The following is a 19479-nucleotide window of genomic DNA, read 5'->3' on the forward strand; positions in this document are numbered from 1 at the left end:
CGGGGCCGGAGCAACGGCCGGGCGGATCCTTCAGAAACGGTACTGCTGCTCGTCGTAGCCGTTCTGGCCATTGCCGTTGCCGTTGCCCTGGTACGGGTACTGCTGGTCCGACGGGAGGTCCGAGCCGAACGGGTCGTCGGTGTTGCGCTGCTGCGGGACCCAGACGCCGCCGGGCGGGGTCTCGCCGCCGTAACCGCCGTTGCCGTACTGGTCCTGGCCGTAGCCCTGTTGCCCGTACCCCTGCTGCCCGTAGGACTGGTCGTAGGAGGCCGTGGCGTCGTACGTCTGGGTGCCGATGTACGGGTCGGAGTAGGCGGCGTACTGCTGCTGCGACGCGTCGTATCCGTACTGCTGCTGGTCGTAGCCGTAGTAGGCGAAGGCCTCGTCCTGCGCGGCCTGGTCGGCGGTCGCCTGCCGCTGGCCGGTGGCGCCCGCGTAGGCGTTGTCGTCGCCGTAGATGCCGTAGGTGCTGGTGTCGTCCGGCATGGGTTCCGGGGAGTAGACGGGGGCCGGCCCGGCAGCGGAGGGCGTGGACTGCGGGCGGACGAACACGTCGTCGTCGCGGTCGTCGAGCAGGTCGTCGCCCTGCGCGTACGCACCGGCGGCGGTGGTCTCCAGGTCCGTGACCTCCAGGCTCGGGTCCTGGCGGTCCGGTTCGCCGCGCCGGCGCTTCTTGACGGCCTTCGGCAGCCGGCCGCCGTCCTCGCCCTCGCCGGAGCGCGGGCGGACGGCCCAGCCAGCCTCGAAGCCGCGCCGGAACGACAGCGTCACGTACGTCTGCCCGACCGCGAAGGCGATCGCGCCCAGCCCGATGACAATCACGTTGGGGATGAGGACACCGAGGACGACACCGAGGAAGCCCGCGAAGGCGAGCAGACGCCAGCGCAGGCGCGCCTTGTACTGCAGCAGCACCTCACCCAGCAGCCACAACGCGACGACGCCGAACGCGATGTAGAGGACCGCCCAGCCCATGTACGCCCCTCTCCCTGTAGCCGCTACGCAGTGTCTCGTACGCGAGTGCGACCGGTCTAGGCCCGTGGTGGATGGTGCAGGCCCAGGTTCTCGTAGATTTCCAGAGTCGCGGTGGAGTTGTTCAGGGTGATGAAGTGAAGCCCGGGGACTCCCTCGTCCAGCAGCCTCGCGCAGAACTCCGTGGCGAACTCGATGCCAATGGAGCGTACAGCGGCCGGATCGTCTTTGGCTGTGACGATCCGCTCTTTCAGGGCGTTCGGGATGGCGGCGTTGCTGAGTTTCGGCAACCGTTCCAGCATCTTCACGCTGGTGACGGGCATGACCTCGGGAATCACGGGGGTTTCGCAGCCTGCGCTCGCGACCGCGTCCCTCAGACGCAGGTACGAGTCGGGGTGGAAGAACATCTGCGTGATCGCGTAGTCGGCGCCCGCCCGGCACTTGTCGACGAAGCGCGCCACGTCGCTGTCCCAGTCCGGGGAGCGGGGGTGCATCTCCGGGAAGGCCGCCACGCCGACGCAGAAGTCGCCCGACTCCTTGATGAGTTGGACGAGTTCGGCGGCGTAGGTGAGCCCCTGCGGGTGCGCGATCCACTCGCCCATCGGGTCACCGGGCGGGTCGCCCCGGACGGCGAGGATGTTGCGGATGCCGGCGTCCGCGTACTGGCCGATGATGTTCCGCAGTTCGGCGACGGAATGGCTGACCGCGGTGAGGTGGGCCACCGGCGTGAGGGTGGTGTCGGAGGCGATCTGCTCGGTCGCCTTCACCGTGCCGGCCCGGGTGGAGCCGCCCGCGCCGTACGTCACGGAGACGAAGCTGGGCGCGACCGCCTCGATCCTGCGGAGGGCGGTCCACAGGTTCCGCTCGCCCTTCTCCGTCTTGGGCGCCCAGAACTCGAAGGAGTAGGTGGTCTTGCCCGTGGCGAGCATGTCGCGCACGGTCCGTGCGCGGTCCGTGCGGGTCGAAGCGGTTCCTAGGGCCATACGGGCAGGTTAGTCAGGTCGGAGCGACCCCCCAACCAAACCGGTACCTTTTGTCCCTTTTGTCGATCTCTTGTCCACGCCTTGGACAGCCGTGGACATGGGCGCGACCGACTGGAGGGCACACAGCCACTGCCGGCTAGAGGGCGCGCAGCCGCTTGGTGAACTCCGCCGCGGCGGCTCCCGGGTCGTCGGCCTCGGTGATCGCCCGGACGACCACCACCCGCCGGGCACCCGCCTCGACGACCTCGTCGAGATTGCCGAGGTCGATGCCGCCGATGGCGAACCAGGGGCGGTCGGTGGCGAGGGCGGCGGTGTACCGGACGAGATCCAGGCCGGGGGCGTGACGGCCCGGCTTGGTGGGGGTGGGCCAGCAGGGGCCCGTGCAGAAGTAGTCCACGCCCTCCTGGACGGCCGCGGCGGCGGCCTCCTCCTCGGCGTGGGTGGAACGGCCGATGAGCACGTCCGTCCCGAGGACGGCACGGGCGGCGGGAACCGGGAGGTCGCCCTGGCCGAGGTGCAGCACGTCCGCGCCGATGGCGTGGGCGACGTCCGCGCGGTCGTTGACGGCGAGCAGCTTGCCGTGCCGGCGGCAGGCGTCCGCGAAGACCTGGAGGTGCTCCAGCTCCTCGGCGGCCTCCATGCCCTTGTCGCGGAGCTGCACGATGTCCACGCCGCCCGCGAGGACCGCGTCCAGGAACCGCGGGAGGTCGCCCTGGCGCTTGCGGGCGTCCGTGCAGAGGTAGAGCCGGGCGTCGGCGAGCTGTGCGGCGGCGTCGGGCATGGGTGCGTCCCCCGTTGGCGTGCGTGATCGGTGCGGCGTACGGGACGCGACCCTCGCGGGCCCGGCTCCCGTACGCCGTACAGGCGGCTCTGCTGCGAACTTCCGGGGTGTCCCCGGTGTCTCTGATCTGTCTGGTGTGTCTGGTGCCTCAGGTGTTTTCCGGTCAGACGGCGAGCGCCTGGGCGCGGCGCTTCACCTCCGTGCCGCGATTCTCGCTCAGCGCCTGGGCCGGGGTGCCGGGCAGGCTGGGGTCCGGAGTGAAGAGCCACTCCAGCATCTCTTCGTCGGTGAAGCCGTCGTCCCTCAGCAGGGTCAGGGTGCCGGTCAGGCCCTTGACCACCTTGTCTCCGTCGATGAAGGCGGCGGGGACGTGCAGCGCGCGGTTCTCACCACGGCGTACGGCGATGAGCTGGCCTTCCTTCACCAGCTGCCGCACTCGGGTCACCTCGACGTCCAGCATCTCTGCGATGTCGGGGAGGGTAAGCCACGCGGGGACGAGAGCATCGATCTTTGCGTCAATCTCGGTCACGTCTCCAAGACTGCCATCTGGGACTGACAGTGGGTAGCCGAGCCGCGTCCGGCCTACGCCGTCGCCGCCTTCAGCGGCCTCGCCGGGTCCTCCAGCAGCAGCGGATCCATCGGGGTGCCCGCCTCGATCAGGCGGCGGCCCTGGGCCAGGTCGCGGGGGCGGCCCACGGCCAGCAGGGCGACCAGGCGGGTCTCCCGGAGCCAGCACACCGACCAGGCGGCGCCGGTCGGGTCGCCGCGCCGGACCATGGTGTCGGCGGAGGCGTGGTCCCCGGCGTACTGGACGAACCGGCCGAACTGCTCGGACCAGAAGTACGGGACGGGGTCGTAGGGCCCGGGGGTCTCGCCGACGATGTTCGCCGCGACCGTGCGGGGGCCCTGGAGGGCGTTGTCCCAGTGGTGGACGAGCAGGCGCCGGCCGTACCTGCCCGAGGGGAAGGAGGCGCAGTCGCCGACGGCGTAGACATCCGGCGCGGAGGTGCGCAGATGGTCGTCGGCCACCACCTCGCCGTGGGCGCCGAGCTCGATGCCGGAGCCCTTCAGCCAGGCCGTGGCGGGGCGCGCGCCGATGCCGACGACGACCGCGCCCGCCGGGACCAGGGTGCCGTCGTCCAGGACCACCGTCCCGGGCTCGACGCGCGCCACGCGCGCGTGGGTGCGCAGGGTGGCGCCGCTGTCGGCGTACCAGGCGGTCATCGGGGCGGCCACCTCCGCGGGGAGCGCGCCCGCGAGCGGGCGGTCCGCCGCCTCGACGACCGTGACCGCGCAGCCCGCCTCGCGCGCGGCCGTGGCGAACTCCGCGCCGATCCAGCCCGCGCCCACGACCACGATGTCGTGCTGCCGTGCCAGCACGGGCCGCAGCCGCTCGGCGTCGTCCAGGGTGCGCAGCAGATGCACCCCGGGCACCCCCTCGACGCCCGGCAGCCGGACCGGTTCGGCGCCGGTCGCGACGACGAGGACGTCGTACGGGACGGGCCCGGCGGCCGTGTCGAGTTCGTGGCCGGCGGGGCGCAGGCCGGTGACCTCGCGGCCCAGCCGGAGGTCGATGCCGAGCGCCTCGAAGTCGACGTCGAAGGCGGAGCCCTCGGCGTTGCCGAGCAGGACGGCCTTGGACAGCGGCGGCCGGTCGTACGGCTGGTGCGGCTCGGCGCCGAGCAGGATCACGTCGCCGGTGAAGCCCTGTTCCCGCAGGGCGACCGCCGTCTGCACGCCCGCCATTCCCGCGCCCACCACGACCACGCGCCGCGCCGGTGATCCGCCCCTCAGCTGCGTCTGCTCGCTCACCCGATCACCATAGACAACTGATATTCGGTCAGTCAGGGGGTGGGGTCCGTCGGCTCGTCGACCTGCTCCACCACGCTCGTCCCGCTGCCGGTCCGCGACTCCCACTCCCAGGTCTCCTCCAGCCGGACCCGCCCGTCGGGCAGTTCGACGACGAGGGACACGCAGTGCCCCGAGGCGGTCGTCCCGTCGGTCTTCAACTGCACATAGCGGAAGTCCAGCCGGTCCCCCGCCCGCGTGCCCACGAGCCGGCCGCGCACGACGTCGCCGCCCGCGTAGTCGGCCCAGACCTCGCCGTCCTCCTCGTGGTACGTGAACCGGGTGCGGGTGCCCACCTGACCTGGGGCTTGGTCGGCGACGGGGGCGAGGACGAGACCGTCGAGCGAGCGGGCCATGGGCACGGGCTCCCTTACTGAGGCGATCGGCGGGGGCTAGGGTGGGCCACCGTAGAGCACTCGCGGGAGCCCGGACGCACCGGGCTGAGAGGGAGGCTGGCGGCCTCCGACCGTACGAACCTGATCCGGGTCATGCCGGCGAAGGGAGGGGCTGGACGCCCATGTCGCGTACGCACACGTCAGACGTCCTCGTCGTGGGGGGCGGAATCATCGGTCTCGTCACGGCGTGGCGGTCCGCGCAGCGCGGGTTCGCCACGGCCGTCGTCGATCCCGAGCCCGGCGGCGGGGCCGCGCGGGTGGCGGCCGGGATGCTCGCCGCCGTGACCGAACTGCACTACGGCGAGCAGACGCTGCTGGGGCTCAACCTGGAGTCCGCGCGCCGCTATCCGGACTTCGCCGCCGAGCTCACCGAGGTCACCGGCCTCGACCTCGGCTACCGCCGCTCGGGCACCCTCGCCGTCGCGCTCGACGCCGACGACCGCGCCCATCTGCGCGAACTGCACGCCCTGCAACGCCGCTCGGGCCTCGACTCGGAGTGGCTGAGCGGACGGGAGTGCCGTCGCCTGGAACCGATGCTCGCGCCCGGCGTGCGTGGCGGGCTGCGGGTCGACGGGGACCACCAGGTCGACCCGAGGCGGCTCTCCGCGGCCCTGGTGAGGGCCTGCGAACGCGCCGGGGTGGTGTTCCACCGGAGCTGGGCCGAGGAGCTGTCGGTGGCCCGGGAGCGGGCCACGGGGGTCCGCACCGGCGCGGGCGACCGGCTGGACGCCGGGCACACCGTCCTCGCCGGGGGCAGCCTCAGCGGGCGGCTCGCCGGGGTCCCGGCCGAAGTGCGGCCGCCGGTGCGGCCGGTGAAGGGGCAGGTGCTGCGGCTGACCGTCCCGAAGCCGTACGCGCCCTTCCTGAGCCGTACCGTGCGGGCCGTGGTGCGCGGCAGCCAGGTCTATCTGGTGCCGCGCGAGAACGGCGAACTCGTCGTCGGCGCGACCAGCGAGGAACAGGGCTGGGACACGACGGTCACCGCGGGCGGGGTGTACGAACTGCTGCGGGACGCCCACGAACTCGTGCCCGGGATCACCGAACTACCGCTCACCGAGACCCGCGCGGGACTACGGCCCGCCTCCCCCGACAACGCCCCGCTCCTCGGCCCGAGCGGACTGGACGGTCTGCTCCTCGCGACGGGCCACTACCGCAACGGGGTGCTGCTCACGCCGGTCACCGGCGACGTCCTGGCCGAGGTGCTGACCACCGGTGAACTGCCGGCGGAGGCACGCGACTTCACCCCCTTGCGGTTCCGCGCCGGCGCGGCCCGCGAACTCCTGGAGCAGCCCGTATGAGCACCACCGGGACCCTGACCGTGTCCGTCAACGGGGAGCGGCGGCAGATCGCCCCCGGCACGGCCCTCGACGCGATCGTGCGGACGCTCACGCCGTCCGTCTCCGGGGTCGCCGCCGCTCTCAACGAAACCGTCGTCCCGCGCGCGCGGTGGACGACCACCGCCCTCGCCGAGGGGGACCGTGTCGAGGTCCTCACCGCCGTCCAAGGAGGCTGATCCCATGGCAGACGACCCCTTCGTCCTCGGCGGTACGACCTACGCGTCCCGTCTGATCATGGGCACCGGCGGCGCGAGCGGCCTGGACGTCCTGGAGCGCGCGCTGGTGGCCTCCGGCACGGAGCTGACCACGGTCGCGATGCGCCGGGTGAACGCCGACGTGCACGGCTCGGTGCTGTCGGTGCTCGACCGGCTCGGCATCCGGGTGCTGCCCAACACGGCCGGCTGCTTCACGGCGGGCGAGGCCGTGCTGACGGCCCGCCTCGCGCGTGAGGCGCTCGGTACGTCCCTGGTCAAGCTGGAGGTCATCGCCGACGAGCGCACCCTGCTGCCGGACCCGATCGAACTCCTCGACGCCGCCGAGACGCTCGTCGACGACGGTTTCACGGTGCTGCCGTACACGAACGACGACCCCGTGCTCGCGCGCAAGCTCCAGGACGTGGGCTGTGCCGCGATCATGCCGCTCGGGTCGCCCATCGGCTCCGGGCTCGGCATCCGCAACCCGCACAACTTCCAGCTGATCGTCGAGCACGCGCGCGTGCCGGTGATCCTGGACGCCGGCGCGGGGACGGCGTCGGACGTCGCGCTGGCGATGGAGCTGGGGTGCGCGGGCGTCATGCTCGCCTCCGCGGTGACCCGGGCGCAGGAGCCGGTCCTGATGGCCGAGGGCATGCGGCACGCGGTGGAGGCCGGACGGCTGGCGTACCGGGCGGGCCGCATCCCCCGCCGTCACTTCGCGGAGGCCTCGTCGCCCGGCGAGGGACTGGCGCGGCTGGATCCGGAACGCCCCGCGTTCTGAGGCGGAGCTCACGCCGCCCCACCCCTCACTCGAACAGTCGAACGAGTTCCGTCGGAGACCCGCTCGTCACAGCCCTCCGGTCTCGGTCACAGCTCTGCTGCAGTACGTCTCCCGGCTCCCGGGACCCGTGGGCCTGTCGGCGGCGGCTCGTACACTCACCTGCGTGGACACGACCCTTCAGGACCCGCTTGTCGGCCAGGTGCTCGACGGTCGGTATCGAGTCGAGGCGCGGATCGCCGTCGGCGGGATGGCCACGGTCTACAGGACCGTGGACACCCGCCTCGACCGCGTGCTCGCGCTCAAGGTGATGCATCCGACGCTGGCCGCGGACCGGACGTTCGTCGAGCGGTTCATCCGGGAGGCGAAGTCGGTGGCCCGGCTCTCCCACCCGAACGTGGTGGGGGTCTACGACCAGGGCACCGACGGCTCGTACGTCTACCTCGCGATGGAGTACGTCGCCGGCTGCACCCTGCGGGACGTGCTGCGCGAGCGCGGAGCGCTGCAGCCCCGCGCCGCGCTGGACATCCTGGAGCCGGTGCTCGCCGCGCTGGGCGCAGCGCACCGCGCCGGGTTCGTGCACCGGGACATGAAGCCGGAGAACGTGCTGATAGGGGACGACGGCCGGGTCAAGGTCGCCGACTTCGGGCTCGTCCGGGCCGTGGACACCGTCACCAGCACGACCGGCGCCGTCCTCGGCACCGTCTCCTACCTGGCCCCCGAGCAGCTGGAGCACGGCACGACCGACACCCGTGTCGACGTGTACGCGTGCGGCGTGATGCTCTACGAGATGCTCACCGGCGGCAAGCCGCACGCAGGCGACTCCCCCGCGCAGGTGCTCTACCACGCGCTCCACGACGACGTGCCGCCCCCCTCGGCCGCGGTGCCGGGGCTGCCCTACGACCTGGACGCGCTGGTCGCCTCGGCGACCGCCCGCAATGCGGAGCTGCGGCCGTACGACGCCGTGGCGCTGCTCGCGCAGACACTGGAGGCGCGGGCCGCGCTGAGCGCCGAGCAGCTGGACGCGGTGCCGCCGCAGGCGATAGCCGACGGCCACGACACCGCGGAGGACCGGACGAGCGTGATCCCGCGTTCCCTGTCCGTGTCGCGGTCGGTGGGGCTCGATCCCGACGAGCGGTTGCACCGCACCAGCCGGTTCGACGCGCCTGTGCCGCCGCCCCGGCGCGGCCGCGCCTCCGCCGCGCCCCGGCGCGGGCTGTGGGCGGTCGTCGTCGCCGTGGTGCTCGTCCTGGGCGTGGGCGGCGGCGTCTGGTACATCAACTCGGGTCAGTTCACACAGGTCCCGGCCGTGTTGCAGCAGAGCGAGGCGGACGCCACGAAGCGGCTGGAGGGCGCCGGGCTGGACGTCGACGTCGAGCGGGCGTTCAGTGACACCGTCAAGCGCGGCCGGGTGATCGGCACCGACCCGGCGCCCGGCGAGCGGATCCGGGACAACGACACCGTGACGGTGACGATCTCCAAGGGTCCGCAGACCGTGAAGGTGCCCGATCTCCAGGGTTACCGGCTGGATGCCGCGAAGACCGAACTGAAGGACGCCGGGCTCGAACCGGGCGTGGTGACGCGGGAGTTCAGCGACGAGGTCATCAGGGGGCAGGTGATCAGCACCCAGCCGGGGACGGGCACCGAGATCTCGTCCGGCTCGGCGGTCAGGATCGTGGTCAGCCGGGGCGCCCCGGTGGAGGTGCCCGATGTGTCGGGCTCGTCGGTCGCGGACGCCACCTCCGAGCTGGAGCAGGCGGGCCTGAAGGTGAAGTTCGCCTCCGGGCGGGTCAACTCCGAGTTCGACAAGGGGCTCGTGGCCGAGCAGGCTCCCGGGGCGGGCAAGCAGGTCGGCCAGGGCGACACCGTCACCCTGACGCTCTCCAAGGGGCCCGTGATGGTCGAGGTCCCCGACGTCGTGGGCGACAGCGTCGACGAGGCGACCCGGCGCCTCAAGGACGCCGGCTTCGAGGTCGAGGAGGACCGGGGGCTCCTCGGGCTCTTCGGCGACGAGGTCAGGAGCCAGTCCGTGGACGGCGGGGACACGGCGCCCAAGGGCTCGACCATCACCATCGAGATCCGCTGACGGACCGGCCCGGCCGTCGCCTCGAACCGGCGGCCGGGCGCCTCGGACCGCATGACACCCTGGTGCGGTGAGCACTCAGCAGTCCCCCGGACTTCCGGCCCCCGCCCCCGGACTCCCCGGCACCGCCCCCGGTCCCGTCGGCCCTTCCCGCAACCCCGTCGGCGGCCATGTGCCCGTCGCCGGCGGCCTGAACTCCGTCGGGCTGACCTACGCCCGCGATCTGAAGGCCGAGACCGTGCAGGTCTTCGTCGCCAACCCGCGCGGCTGGGCGACCCCGGCCGGCAACCCCCGGCAGGACGAGGAATTCCGCGCGGCCTGCGCCGAGGAGTCGATCCCCGCCTACGTCCACGCGCCGTACCTGATCAACTTCGGTTCGCACACCGAGGCGACGGCGGAGAGGTCCGTGGAGTCGATGCGGCACTCGCTGCGCCGGGGCCGGGAGATCGGCGCGCTCGGGGTGGTCGTGCACACGGGCAGCGCGACCGGCGGCCGGGACCGGTCGGTGGCACTCAAGCAGGTACGGGAGTATCTGCTGCCGCTGCTGGACGAGTTGACCCACGACGACGACCCGTATCTGCTGCTGGAGTCGACGGCCGGCCAGGGGGCCTCGCTCTGTTCCCGCACCTGGGACTTCGGGCCGTACTTCGAGGCGCTGGACGCCCATCCGAAGCTGGGGGTCTGCCTGGACACCTGCCACATCTTCGCCGCGGGCCACGACCTGACCGGGCCCGACGGCATGCACCGGACGCTGGACCTGCTGGTGGACACCGTGGGCGAGGGACGGCTGAAGCTGATCCACGCCAACGACTCCAAGGACGTGGTCGGCGCCCACAAGGACCGTCACGAGAACATCGGCTCCGGACACATCGGCGAGGACCCGTTCCGCGCCCTGATGACCCACCCCGCCACGCGGGGCGTCCCGCTGATCATCGAGACCCCCGGCGGCAAGGAGGGCCACGCGGCGGACGTGGAACGCCTGAAGAAACTCAGGGACGGCTGACGCCCCCGAGGCCGGATCACCGACGCCGGATCACCGCCGCCGGAGCGGGTCCGCTCCGGCGGCGGTCCCGCGCCGGCCGTCAGAGTTCGGGGCCGTCGCCCGGTTCCTCCTGGTAGGAGTAGCGCTGTTCCTGCCAGGGGTCGCCGATGTTGTGGTAGCCGCGTTCCTCCCAGAAGCCGCGACGGTCGGCGGTCATGTACTCGATGCCGCGGACCCACTTGGGGCCCTTCCAGGCGTACAGGTGGGGGACGACGAGACGGAGGGGGAAGCCGTGCTCGGCGGTGAGGAGTTCGCCGTCCTTGTGGGTGGCGAAGATCGTGCGGTCGTCGGCGAAGTCGGCGAGGCGGAGATTGGAGCTGAAGCCGTACTCGGCCCACACCATCACATGGGTGACCTCGGCGGCGGGCGGCGCGGTGTCCAGGATCGTACGGGCCGGGATGCCGCCCCACTCGGCGCCGACCATGCTGAATTTCGTCACGCAGTGCAGATCGGCCACGACCGAGGCGTACGGCAGGGCGGTGAACTCGTCGTGGGTCCAGGAGTGCTTCTCGCCGTCGGCGGTGGCGCCGAAGACCCGGAAGTCCCAGCGCTCGGGACGGAACTTGGGGACGGGCCCGTAGTGGGTGACCGGCCAGCCGCGCTGGAGCCGCTGTCCCGGCGGAAGCTGCGACGACGCGGCGTTCTCAGTTGCGCGATCTCCTGATTCGCGTTCCACCGGCTGACCCATGACTCCATCCTGACAGACCCCGAGTGGTGCACATGACCAGGGCCCACCCGACCCGGACATTTAGAACTAAGGCTGCACTTACTTACTAAGCTTGCACTTACTGGACGATCTTCGACAGCGGTGCAATCATCGCGGCGCAACCTCCCCAGTTCCCCGCTTGGAAGGAGCCTCTGCGATGCAGGGCGACCCCGAGGTCATCGAATTCCTCAACGAGCAGCTGACCGCGGAGCTCACCGCGATCAACCAGTACTTCCTGCACGCGAAGATGCAGGAGAACTTCGGCTGGACGAAGCTCGCGAAGTACACGCGTCACGAGTCGTTCGACGAGATGAAGCACGCGGAGGTGCTCACCGACCGGATCCTGTTCCTGGACGGGCTGCCGAACTACCAGCGGCTGTTCCACGTCCGGGTGGGCCAGACGGTCAAGGAGATGTTCGAGGCCGACCGGATGATCGAGGTCGAGGCGATCGACCGCCTCAAGCGCGGCATCGAGGTGATGCGCAACAAGGGCGACATCACCTCGGCGAACATCTTCGAGTCGATCCTCGCGGACGAGGAGCACCACATCGACTACCTGGACACCCAGCTGGAGCTGCTGGAGAAGCTCGGTGAGGCGCTCTACATCGCGCAGCTGATCGAACAGCCCGAGAGCTGAGCCGGGCGACAGCCCGGGAACCGGGTCAGGCCGCTTCGTCGAGCTCGGTGAAGACCGACTCGCCCTGGTCGGCCGACTCACGGCGCGGGCACGCGCCCCGGCCGAGGATCGCCTGGATCCGCCGGACGCAGGAGCCGCAGTCCGTGCCCGCCTTGCAGGCGGACGCTATCTGGCGAGGAGTGCAGGCGCCGTCCGCCGCATGCTTCTTGACCTGCTGCTCGGTGACGCCGAAGCAACTGCAGACGAACACGCGGTTCACCTCCCGCCGGGATCGATGGGTGACGCCGTCCCGATGATCGGTGAGGCTAACCTAACCTTACCCGGCGGGCCGGAACCGCAAAAGTGGAGTGGGGCGCGGATCGTATGTGATCCGCGCCCCACGTCATGCCCGTGTAACGGGCACATCCACTGTTGATCTGCTACTAGTCCCGGTACAGCTCCGCGACCAGGAAGGCCAGGTCCAGCGACTGGCTGCGGTTGAGCCGGGGGTCGCACGCGGTCTCGTAGCGCTGGTGCAGGTCGTCGACGAAGATCTCGTCGCCGCCGCCCACGCACTCGGTGACGTCGTCGCCGGTGAGCTCCACGTGGATGCCGCCCGGGTGGGTGCCCAGACCCTTGTGGACCTCGAAGAAGCCCTTGACCTCGTCGAGCACGTCGTCGAAGCGGCGGGTCTTGTGGCCGGAGGCGGCCTCGAAGGTGTTGCCGTGCATCGGGTCGGTCACCCAGGCCACGGTGGCACCGGACGCGGTGACCTTCTCGACCAGCTCGGGCAGCTTGTCGCGGACCTTGTCCGCGCCCATGCGCACGATGAAGGTGAGGCGGCCGGGCTCGCGGTCCGGGTCGAGACGCTCGATGTACTGCAGCGCCTCCTCGGCCGTGGTCGTCGGGCCGAGCTTGATCCCGATCGGGTTGCGGATCTTCGAGGCGAACTCGATGTGCGCGTGGTCCAGCTGCCGGGTGCGCTCACCGATCCACACCATGTGCGCCGAGACGTCGTACAGCCGGCCCGTCCGCGAGTCCACGCGGGTCAGCGCCGACTCGTAGTCGAGCAACAGCGCCTCGTGCGAGGAGAAGAACTCGACGGTGCGGAACTCCTCCGGATCGGCCCCGCAGGCGTGCATGAAGTTCAGCGCCTGGTCGATCTCGCGGGCGAGCTGCTCGTAGCGCTGGCCGGACGGGGACGACTTCACGAAGTCCTGGTTCCAGGCGTGCACCTGGCGCAGGTCGGCGTAGCCGCCGGTGGTGAAGGCGCGCACCAGGTTGAGCGTGGAGGCGGAGGCGTTGTACATCCGCTTCAGGCGCTCGGGGTCCGGGACGCGGGCGGCCTCGCTGAAGTCGAAGCCGTTGACGGAGTCGCCGCGGTAGGTCGGCAGGGTCACACCGTCGCGGGTCTCGGTGCCCTTGGAGCGGGGCTTGGAGTACTGCCCGGCGATGCGGCCGACCTTCACGACCGGCACGGAGGCCGCGTACGTGAGGACGGCACCCATCTGGAGCAGTGTCTTCAGCTTGTTGCGGATGTGGTCGGCCGACACGGCGTCGAAGGCCTCGGCGCAGTCGCCGCCCTGGAGGAGGAACGCCTCTCCCTTGGCGACGGACGCCATCCGGGCGCGCAGCTGGTCGCACTCGCCCGCGAAGACGAGCGGCGGATACGACTCGAGCTCCGCAACGACTGCGCGCAGAGCCTCGGTGTCGGGGTACTCGGGCTGCTGCGCCGCGGGCAGGTCTCGCCAGGTGTTGCCAGCGCTCGCGCTGGACTTAGCGTTCACGGTCACGACGTCCACATTACGGGGTCATGTCGGGCGTCCATCCCCTTGCTCATCAAGTGAGACGGACCCCGCTCGATCTGAGCGGGGTCCGCGGGCGCCTCAGTGGAGATCCATGACCGCCGGGTCGTCGAAGCCGACGGCGAAGACCGTGCGCAGGGAGAGGTTGGCCTCGCCCTGGTAGCCGTCGCAGGCGTTCCGCCGCTCGTCGGCCTCCTCGACGGCCTCGAACTCGTGGGGGAAGCTCGCCCGCAGGGCGGTGCCGGCGCAGATGTGTTCGGTGAGTCCCCACAACTCGTCCACGCGTGCCGTGCCGAGCCTCGGCCAGTGGCTCAGCGCCTGCGGTGTGCCGACCGCCCAGTTGCCGCTCGCGTGGGGCCGTCCGCCGACCGTGACGTTGCAGGCCGTCGGGGCGCGGGTGTCGCCGGCCCAGGTGCGGGAGAACACGGCGGGCTGGAGGGCGCAGCCCTTGTGGAAGGCGAAGTTCAGCAGCCCGCTGTCGTCGGTCCAGGTCATGCCGCCCTGGAGGCCGGCGTAGCGGGTAGCGGCGTACGCGTCGTGGATCACCGTTCTGCCGCCGGACATGTTCAGCAGCCCCGGATAGGCGGAGGCGCTGGTCGGATTGAGCTGGTAGCGCACGATCCTGGCGCCCGCGACGCCGCCGTACCACTCGCCGGCGACCAGCTTGTACGGGCCGCCGCCGGTCTTGTCGAGGGAGAGCCACGAGTAGCAGAGCGAGTCGGGGTCGGGGGCCCCGTCGACGGCGTCGTTGTCGCAGCCGCCGGAGGGCGGCGGGGAGGCCTGCCGGTAGTAGTGGGTCTGCGGCAGGACGTAGGGAAGGCCGCAGGCACTCGACCGGCCGGAGACGCCGTCGATGCCGTACGTGTCGAGGCCGGAGCCGTAGGTGTCGACCTTGCTCAGCTTGTTGACGTCGAAGACACGGATGCCGCCGGTGGTGTCGGTGACGTAGAGGTGGTTGGCGTACCAGACGATGCCGCCGCCGTGGCCGGTGACGAACTTGAAGTTCTGGCCGCCCGAGGTCGGCTCGACGAGCAGCACGTGGCGGTACTTGAGTGTGTCGCGGTCGATGAGGGAGAGCCTGAGCAGGTTGTTGGTGCGGCACCTGTCGGCCGCCTCGACCGTGCCCGCGGGGTCGGTCCTGAAGGTCTTGTAGTGCCAGGCGACCGCCGTGACGCTCCTGCCCTGGATCGCGCCGTCGGCGCCGTCGGCCGTGCCGGTCGTGCTCATGCCCTGGGGCCACCAGCGGGGGGTGGTGTCGTCGCCGAGCGCGGAGGACCAGCACCAGGCGATCTTGCGCTCCACCGGCGGCAGCGCCTTGGTCTCGTCGCCGGTGCAGGCGCGCATGGAGCCCAGGTTCATGCCGGGATCGGGCGCTCCGGCGGAGTCCGTCGTGTACTCGGTGGTGACGACGTCGTCGAGGTCGGCGTCGGCCAGCCGGTCGGCGAGGGTGGTGGCGGCCGTCGCGGTGCTCGTGTCGGTCATCCTGAACAGGTCGCCGGTGAGCGTCAGCCGGGTCGTGGTCGGCGTGTCCGCGGCCGTCGCGGGATGTCCGGTCAGCCCGGCGAGCAAGGCGGCCGTCGCCGTCACGAGGGCCAGGAGTCGCGTTCTCGGTATGTGGGGCACGCGTGATCCTAAGCCGACCACCAGGTGTCGATCATGTGAGTTTCCGGGTTTCTCCGGTAGGGTGCGGCGCATGTTCGCGCACTCGACCCAGAACTGGTGGTGGACCGCTCATCCGGCGGCCCACTGACTGCGCGTACGCAAGACTTCGCGAAGGCCGCCCGAGGGGCGGCCTTCGGTGTTTCCAGGGCCCGGCCGCTCCTCCCTGATCACGATCACGATCACCGCGACGACGGTGATCCCCAGGGAAGAGGAACCCATGGACCTGACCCGGCTGCTGTCCGACGACCGCCCGTTCGCCCTGCTGCGACGCCGCACCCCCGGCCTGCACGACCAGGACACGGTGGAGCTGCTGATCGGCCCGGTGACGACGTGCGAGCGTCTCGCCGACCTTCCCGACGAGGGGCTGGCCCTCGTTCCCTTCCGGCAGATCCGCGAGCGCGGTTTCGACGTCCGCGACGACGGGACGCCGCTGTCGGTGCTGGTGCCGCAGGAGTCGTACGAGCTGCCGCTGGAGCGGGCGCTCGCGGAGCTGCCCGCGCATGACGTCCGGGTCGAGGGCGGTGGCTTCGACGTGGGCGACGAGGAGTACGCGGAGATCGTCGGCCGGGTGCTGCGCGAGGAGATCGGGCGGGGCGAGGGCGCCAACTTCGTGATCCGGCGGACCTACGAGGGCACGGTCCCCGGCTTCGGCCGCGCCGACGCGCTCGCGCTGTTCCGGCGGCTGCTGGAGGGCGAGCGGGGGGCGTACTGGACGTTCGTGGTGCACACCGGGGAGCGCACGTTGGTGGGTGCCAGCCCCGAGGTGCATGTGCGGATGTCCGGCGGAACGGTGGTGATGAACCCGATCAGCGGGACCTACCGCTATCCGGCCGGGGGCCCCACCCCGGAGGACCTGCTGGCCTTCCTCGGCGACGGCAAGGAGATCGAGGAGCTGTCGATGGTCGTCGACGAGGAGCTCAAGATGATGTGCACGGTCGGCGACATGGGCGGGGTCGTGGTCGGACCCCGGCTGAAGGAGATGGCGCACCTGGCGCACACCGAGTACGAGCTGCGCGGGCGGTCCTCGCTGGATGTGCGGGAGGTGCTGCGGGAGACGATGTTCGCCGCGACGGTCACCGGCTCGCCGGTGCAGAACGCGTGCCGGGTGATCGAGCGGTACGAGCCCCTCGGGCGGGACGGTGTCGGGCGCGGGTACTACGCCGGCGCCCTGGCGCTGCTGGGGCGGGACGCGGGCGGTGCGCAGACCCTGGACTCGCCGATCCTGATCCGTACGGCCGACATCGCGGCGGACGGGCGGCTGAAGGTGCCGGTCGGGGCCACGCTGGTCCGGGGCTCGGACCCCGCGGGCGAGGTCGCCGAGACCCATGCGAAGGCGGCCGGAGTGCTGGCGGCGCTGGGGGTGCGGCCCGGCCGGCCGGAGCGGGAGCGGGTGCTGCCGGGGCTGGCCGAGGATCCCCGGGTGCGGGCCGCGCTGGACGGGCGACGTGCCTCGCTGGCGCCGTTCTGGCTGCGGATGCGGGAGCGGACGGGTGAGCTGACCGGGCACGCTCTCGTCGTCGACGCCGAGGACACCTTCACGGCGATGCTCGCGCATCTGCTGCGGTCGTCGGGGCTGGAGGTGACGGTACGGCGGTACGACGAGCCGGGACTGCGGGAGGGTGTGCTCGCGCACGAGGGCGTGGTGGTGCTGGGGCCCGGCCCCGGGGACCCGTCGGACGGGGGCGACCCCAAGATGCGGTTCCTGCGGTCGCTGACCGCCGAGGTGTTGCGGGGGCACCGGTACGGGGTCCTCGGGGTGTGCCTCGGGCACGAGCTGATCGCGGCGGAGCTGGGCCTGGGGATCGTCCGCAAGGAGGTCCCGTACCAGGGGGCGCAGACGGAGATCGATCTGTTCGGGCGGGCCGAGACCGTGGGGTTCTACAACAGCTTCGTGGCCCGGTGCGACGACGAGACCGCCGGGCAGCTGGCGGCCCGGGGGATCGAGGTCAGCTGTGGTGAGAGCGGGGAGGTGCACGCGTTGCGGGGGGCCGGGTTCGCGGGGGTGCAGTTCCATCCGGAGTCGGTGCTGACGCTGGACGGGGTGAGTGTGGTGCGGGAGCTGGTGGCAAGGGTTCAGTCGCTGCGGGCGGTTTAGGGGCCGGGGGGTGGGTGGGGTGCGGGGTGCATGGTCGGGTGCGGCCCGGTGGGGCTTCTCGCGCAGTTCCCCGCGCCCCTTGAGGGCCTACGGCCCTTTCGGGCCGAGAAAGCAGGGGCGCAGCCCCGCTTTTTCAGGGGCGCGGGGAACTGCGCGACCAGCCCCCACCCACCCGCACCCGCCGACTCGACCGCACCCCCCACCCCCCTCAGGCGAGCCCTCAGCCGAAGAAGACGCCGACCTCCTCGTACAGACTCGGATCCACCGTCTTCAACTTGGCCGTCGCGTCGGCGATCGGGACGCGGACGATGTCGGTGCCACGCAGCGCCACCATCTTGCCGAAGTCCCGGTCGCGCACGGCGTCGATCGCGTGGAGGCCGAAGCGCGTGGCGAGCCAGCGGTCGAACGCCGAGGGCGTCCCACCGCGCTGGACGTGGCCGAGGACGGTCGTGCGGGCCTCCTTGCCCGTGCGCCTCTCGATCTCCTTGGCCAGCCACTCGCCGACACCGGAGAGGCGGACGTGCCCGAAGGAGTCGAGCGAACCGTCCTTGAGGACCATCTCGCCGTCCTTCGGCATGGCCCCCTCCGCGACGACCACGATGGGCGCGTACGAAGCCTTGAAGCGGGACGTCACCCAGGCGCACACCTTGTCGACGTCGAAGCGCTGTTCGGGGATGAGGATGACGTTGGCGCCGCCCGCGAGACCGGAGTGGATGGCGATCCAGCCGGCGTGACGGCCCATCACCTCCACGACCAGGACGCGCATGTGCGACTCGGCGGTGGTGTGGAGGCGGTCGATCGCCTCCGTGGCGATGCCGACCGCCGTGTCGAAGCCGAAGGTGTAGTCCGTGGCGGAGAGGTCGTTGTCGATCGTCTTGGGGACGCCCACGCACGGCACTCCGTACTCGTCCGACAGCCGCGCGGCCACCCCGAGCGTGTCCTCGCCGCCGATGGCGACAAGGGCCTCGACCTCCTGCTTGACGAGGTTCTCCTTGATCCGGCGGATGCCGTTCTCCTCCTTGAGCGGGTTGGTGCGCGAGGAGCCGAGGATCGTGCCGCCGCGGGGCAGGATGCCGCGCACGGCGGGGATGTCGAGGCGGACGGTGTCGTTCTCGAGCGGTCCCCGCCAGCCGTCCCGGAAGCCGACGAAGTCGTAGCCGTACTCCTGCACGCCCTTGCGGACGACGCCCCGGATGACGGCGTTGAGCCCGGGGCAGTCGCCGCCTCCGGTCAGTACTCCGACGCGCATGGAAATGTCCCTTCGCCGCGGTTGCCTGGTGAAGGTCACGCTAATAGTGATCCAGGTCACTTCGGCATGCGCGGGAAGCCATTTCCGGCGAATTACGGCCGATTGAGGGGGAGTTGATCGTAGTTGATCAAATCGCCATCACTCTAAGGGGTGATTCGTGGCGTTTACTCGTCGTCGAGACCACGCTCTATGGCATAGCGGACCAGCTCCACCCGGTTGTGGAGCTGGAGCTTGCCGAGGGTGTTCTGGACGTGGTTCTGGACCGTGCGGTGCGAGATGACGAGGCGCTCGGCGATCTGCTTGTAGCTCAGCCCCTTGGCGACGAGCCGCAGCACCTCCGTCTCGCGGTCGGTGAGTTGCGGGGCCTTCGGCTCGTCGGCGCCCGGCGCGGGGGCGGGTTCGGAGGCGAGGCGGCGGTACTCGCCGAGCACCAGGCCCGCGAGACCGGGGGTGAAGACGGGATCGCCGGCGGCGGTGCGGCGTACCGCGTCGATCAGCTCCTCCGTGGACGCCGACTTCAGCAGATAGCCGGTCGCGCCGGACTTCACCGCCTCCAGGACGTCCGCGTGCTCCCCGCTCGCGGACAGCACGAGGACCCGCAGAGCGGGGTCGGCCCCCACGAGTTCCTTGCAGACCTGCACGCCCGGCTTCGCGGGCAGGTTCAGGTCCAGGACGAGGACGTCCGGTGCGGCGGCGTGCGCGCGCCGGACCGCCTGCTCGCCGTCGCCCGCCGTCGCCACCACGTCGAAGCCCGACTCGGACAGGTCACGGGCGACGGCGTCGCGCCACATGGGGTGGTCGTCGACCACCATGACCCTGATCGGGCCACCGCCATCGCCGCCGCCGGGCCGCGCCGTTCCGTCCGCCGACCCGCCGCCACCGAGGCTCGCCGCGCTTTCCACGCCCGCCGCGCTCACTGCGCCCGCCGTGCTCGCC

General features: G+C 71.4%; 20 protein-coding genes and 1 riboswitch. Of the genes, 8 read left to right on the forward strand and 12 right to left on the reverse strand.

Annotation, left to right across the window (positions count from 1 at the left end; translation table 11 throughout):
• Positions 1 to 30: 30 nt before the first annotated feature.
• The 6 genes from GWK25_RS30955 to GWK25_RS30980 all read right to left on the reverse strand — a co-directional run bounded on the left by GWK25_RS30955 (position 31) and on the right by GWK25_RS30980 (position 4937).
• Positions 31 to 972: a hypothetical protein gene (locus GWK25_RS30955; RefSeq protein WP_215454672.1), complete on the reverse strand. Its 942-nt coding sequence runs from the start codon at positions 970 to 972 to the stop codon at positions 31 to 33.
• A 56-nt stretch (positions 973 to 1028) separates the two neighbouring features.
• The gene (gene metF, locus GWK25_RS30960; protein WP_215454673.1) at positions 1029 to 1952 is read right to left on the reverse strand and encodes a methylenetetrahydrofolate reductase [NAD(P)H]; all 924 of its coding nucleotides are present in this window, start codon (positions 1950 to 1952) and stop codon (positions 1029 to 1031) included.
• Between the two features lie 136 nt (positions 1953 to 2088).
• On the reverse strand, positions 2089 to 2733 hold the full coding sequence (thiE, locus tag GWK25_RS30965; protein WP_215454674.1) for a thiamine phosphate synthase: 645 nt from the start codon (positions 2731 to 2733) through the stop codon (positions 2089 to 2091).
• A 163-nt stretch (positions 2734 to 2896) separates the two neighbouring features.
• A complete protein-coding gene (locus tag GWK25_RS30970; protein WP_190208348.1) occupies positions 2897 to 3262 on the reverse strand; it encodes an Rv2175c family DNA-binding protein in 366 nt (121 codons plus the stop codon).
• Positions 3263 to 3315: 53 nt separating this feature from the next.
• Positions 3316 to 4545, reverse strand: a complete 1230-nt coding sequence (locus tag GWK25_RS30975; protein WP_215454675.1) for an NAD(P)/FAD-dependent oxidoreductase — start codon at positions 4543 to 4545, stop codon at positions 3316 to 3318.
• Positions 4546 to 4577: 32 nt separating this feature from the next.
• Positions 4578 to 4937, reverse strand: coding sequence for a hypothetical protein (locus GWK25_RS30980; RefSeq protein ID WP_215454676.1), 360 nt, complete (start codon positions 4935 to 4937; stop codon positions 4578 to 4580).
• Between the two features lie 52 nt (positions 4938 to 4989).
• A riboswitch (TPP riboswitch) is annotated at positions 4990 to 5101 on the forward strand.
• Here GWK25_RS30980 and thiO point away from each other — a divergent pair.
• The 5 genes from thiO to GWK25_RS31005 all read left to right on the forward strand — a co-directional run bounded on the left by thiO (position 5099) and on the right by GWK25_RS31005 (position 10371).
• On the forward strand, positions 5099 to 6274 hold the full coding sequence (gene thiO / locus GWK25_RS30985) for a glycine oxidase ThiO (RefSeq protein WP_215454677.1): 1176 nt from the start codon (positions 5099 to 5101) through the stop codon (positions 6272 to 6274). It overlaps the preceding riboswitch by 3 nt.
• 14 nt (positions 6275 to 6288) lie before the next feature.
• Positions 6289 to 6489: a sulfur carrier protein ThiS gene (gene thiS, locus GWK25_RS30990; RefSeq protein ID WP_184898624.1), complete on the forward strand. Its 201-nt coding sequence runs from the start codon at positions 6289 to 6291 to the stop codon at positions 6487 to 6489.
• 4 nt (positions 6490 to 6493) lie between these two features.
• Entirely contained in the window at positions 6494 to 7288 is a 795-nt protein-coding gene (locus tag GWK25_RS30995) for a thiazole synthase (RefSeq protein WP_215454678.1), read from the forward strand.
• A gap of 163 nt (positions 7289 to 7451) precedes the next feature.
• Positions 7452 to 9371 carry a Stk1 family PASTA domain-containing Ser/Thr kinase gene (pknB, locus tag GWK25_RS31000; protein WP_215454679.1) on the forward strand — a complete coding sequence of 640 codons (1920 nt, stop codon included), beginning with the start codon at positions 7452 to 7454 and terminating at the stop codon, positions 9369 to 9371.
• 67 nt (positions 9372 to 9438) lie between these two features.
• Positions 9439 to 10371 carry a deoxyribonuclease IV gene (locus GWK25_RS31005; protein ID WP_215454680.1) on the forward strand — a complete coding sequence of 311 codons (933 nt, stop codon included), beginning with the start codon at positions 9439 to 9441 and terminating at the stop codon, positions 10369 to 10371.
• A 79-nt stretch (positions 10372 to 10450) separates the two neighbouring features.
• Here the strand turns inward: GWK25_RS31005 and GWK25_RS31010 are convergent, their stop codons facing one another.
• Positions 10451 to 11098: a sulfite oxidase-like oxidoreductase gene (locus tag GWK25_RS31010; protein WP_215454681.1), complete on the reverse strand. Its 648-nt coding sequence runs from the start codon at positions 11096 to 11098 to the stop codon at positions 10451 to 10453.
• Positions 11099 to 11273: 175 nt separating this feature from the next.
• Here GWK25_RS31010 and bfr point away from each other — a divergent pair, with 175 nt between their 5' ends.
• Positions 11274 to 11753 (forward strand): bacterioferritin, encoded by a 480-nt coding sequence (gene bfr / locus GWK25_RS31015; protein WP_215454692.1) that lies wholly within the window; start codon positions 11274 to 11276, stop codon positions 11751 to 11753.
• A gap of 25 nt (positions 11754 to 11778) precedes the next feature.
• Here the strand turns inward: bfr and GWK25_RS31020 are convergent, their stop codons facing one another.
• The 3 genes from GWK25_RS31020 to GWK25_RS43905 form a co-directional block, all read right to left on the reverse strand.
• Entirely contained in the window at positions 11779 to 12003 is a 225-nt protein-coding gene (locus GWK25_RS31020; RefSeq protein ID WP_215454694.1) for a bacterioferritin-associated ferredoxin, read from the reverse strand.
• Positions 12004 to 12175: 172 nt separating this feature from the next.
• Entirely contained in the window at positions 12176 to 13525 is a 1350-nt protein-coding gene (locus GWK25_RS31025) for a class II 3-deoxy-7-phosphoheptulonate synthase (RefSeq protein WP_215454697.1), read from the reverse strand.
• 93 nt (positions 13526 to 13618) lie between these two features.
• Positions 13619 to 15160, reverse strand: coding sequence for a hypothetical protein (locus GWK25_RS43905; RefSeq protein ID WP_308404356.1), 1542 nt, complete (start codon positions 15158 to 15160; stop codon positions 13619 to 13621).
• Between the two features lie 70 nt (positions 15161 to 15230).
• On the opposite strand from GWK25_RS43905, the gene GWK25_RS44865 reads away from it, so the two are divergent.
• Positions 15231 to 15287 (forward strand): trp operon leader peptide, encoded by a 57-nt coding sequence (locus tag GWK25_RS44865; protein ID WP_071528813.1) that lies wholly within the window; start codon positions 15231 to 15233, stop codon positions 15285 to 15287.
• Positions 15288 to 15416: 129 nt separating this feature from the next.
• A complete protein-coding gene (locus tag GWK25_RS31040; RefSeq protein WP_215457723.1) occupies positions 15417 to 17294 on the forward strand; it encodes an anthranilate synthase family protein in 1878 nt (625 codons plus the stop codon).
• Positions 17295 to 17514: 220 nt separating this feature from the next.
• Here the strand turns inward: GWK25_RS31040 and GWK25_RS31045 are convergent, their stop codons facing one another.
• Positions 17515 to 18543 (reverse strand): 6-phosphofructokinase, encoded by a 1029-nt coding sequence (locus tag GWK25_RS31045; protein WP_215454701.1) that lies wholly within the window; start codon positions 18541 to 18543, stop codon positions 17515 to 17517.
• Positions 18544 to 18707: 164 nt separating this feature from the next.
• Positions 18708 to 19355 (reverse strand): response regulator transcription factor, encoded by a 648-nt coding sequence (locus GWK25_RS31050; protein WP_215457725.1) that lies wholly within the window; start codon positions 19353 to 19355, stop codon positions 18708 to 18710.
• Positions 19356 to 19479: the final 124 nt, after the last annotated feature.

The sequence above is a fragment of the Streptomyces sp. ATCC 21386 genome, from assembly GCF_018728545.1.
Taxonomy (GTDB): Bacteria; Actinomycetota; Actinomycetes; order Streptomycetales; family Streptomycetaceae; genus Streptomyces.